Origin of the sequence: Halobacillus sp. BBL2006, from assembly GCF_000786645.1 — a bacterium.
Lineage (GTDB): Bacteria > Bacillota > Bacilli > Bacillales > Halobacillaceae > Halobacillus.
This window is the reverse complement of the sequence record NZ_JRNX01000744.1, coordinates 1-1,535: the sequence shown is the minus strand read 5'-3', so window position 1 is coordinate 1,535 and position 1,535 is coordinate 1. Positions and strand designations below refer to the sequence as shown.

Annotated in this window: 1 protein-coding gene; it reads left to right on the top strand. The window is 43.2% G+C overall.

Annotated features, from left to right (window positions below):
• Positions 1–940: asparagine synthetase B (locus LD39_RS19155; RefSeq protein WP_035551941.1), on the top strand; the 940-nt coding region annotated here is incomplete at its 5' end.
• Between the last annotated feature and the right edge of the window lie 595 nt (positions 941–1,535).

Below are 1,535 nucleotides of genomic sequence, written 5' to 3'. Positions count from 1 at the left end.
GAAGTATTTTAAGAAAAATGCCTTTCAACCAGATCGGGATGAAGCTTATATTAACCTTGTAAGCAATCAAAACCAGACGGATCATATTGTGATGAAGGCGGAAACAAGTGATTTAGTCGATCGATTGAAGCGGGCTGTGGAACTTAGGGATTTGCCGGGAATGGCGGATGTCGATTCATCATTGCTGTGGTTTTGTGAACAAATCAAAAATCATGTAACCGTGGCGCTTTCCGGAGAGTGCGCCGATGAAATATTCGGGGGATATCCATGGTACTACCGGAAAGAAGACCAGGAGAGAAAAGGTTTCCCTTGGATTCGTTCCTTAGATGAGCGTGTTTCACTTGTGAGAAATGATCTCAAGCATCTTGATATTGAGTCATATATGCTTCGCCGATATCAAGAAACTGTAGATGAAGCACCTCTCTTAACAGGGGAAGACGAAGCTGCGAGCAAGCATAGGCAGATGCTCTACCTCAATATGAATTGGTTCATGCAAACTTTATTAGAACGTAAAGACAGGATGAGTATGGGAGCGAGTCTTGAGGTCCGCGTGCCGTTTAGTGATCACCGTATTGTCGAATATGCATGGAATATCCCCTGGAGCATGAAGCATCATAATAATCAGGAAAAAGGGTTGCTTCGTCAAGCGTTACGGGGAGTGTTACCTGATAAAGTATTGTTCAGGAAAAAGAATCCTTATCCGAAGACGTTCCATCCAGACTATACGAAAGCTGTTTGTACATGGATGAATGATATTTTGTCAGATGCGAATGCGCCACTTTTCGATTTGTTTGATCGCGAGCGAATCAGGAAGTTGAATGACTCAGAAGGGAAGTCGATTGATACCCCCTGGTTCGGTCAATTGATGACAGGTCCTCAATTAATTGCTCATTTATGTCAGATCAATTACTGGCTAAAAACATATCGTGTTCGTTTGTAGTATAAATACCGTTCCTATGAGGGACGGTATTTTTTATGATTCGATTAATTACTAAATGGAATGTATGGCAACGGTTATTAAACAAACGTGCAGGATTGTGAAAGACTTGATTCCGAGATATGTGTCGGATCCGTCGCAGGTATGTGGTGAAGGAGGTCGGTGAAATAGCTCGCTTTCCGTGGGCGTACGGTGAGCCTCCTCAGGCTGCGCCTTCCGGGGTCTCTCCCTGTCCTCTGATCCCACAGGAGTCTCGCCATTTCCACGACCTCCTTTCGAAAAATGAAAGACGGAACAGGGATCTTATATCAATAAAAATACTCTTCAAGTATTGATATAACAGTGTTAACGCACCATTCACATGAAGACGGAATTTTTTTACGTAAGGATCCGTTAGCCATAAATCAAGCAGGGAGGGATGGAAAACAGTGAGACTCCTGCGGGATGAGCAGACTCGACGAGACCCCGGAGGACGGAGTGAGGCCACTGAAAAACTAACTTAATTTCAAAATTTACTGACGGAGTATCCATATACGGATACTAAAAAGGTAGAAGAAACCTAAATGTAGTAGGTGAACTTCTACCTTTCTGTTAATAC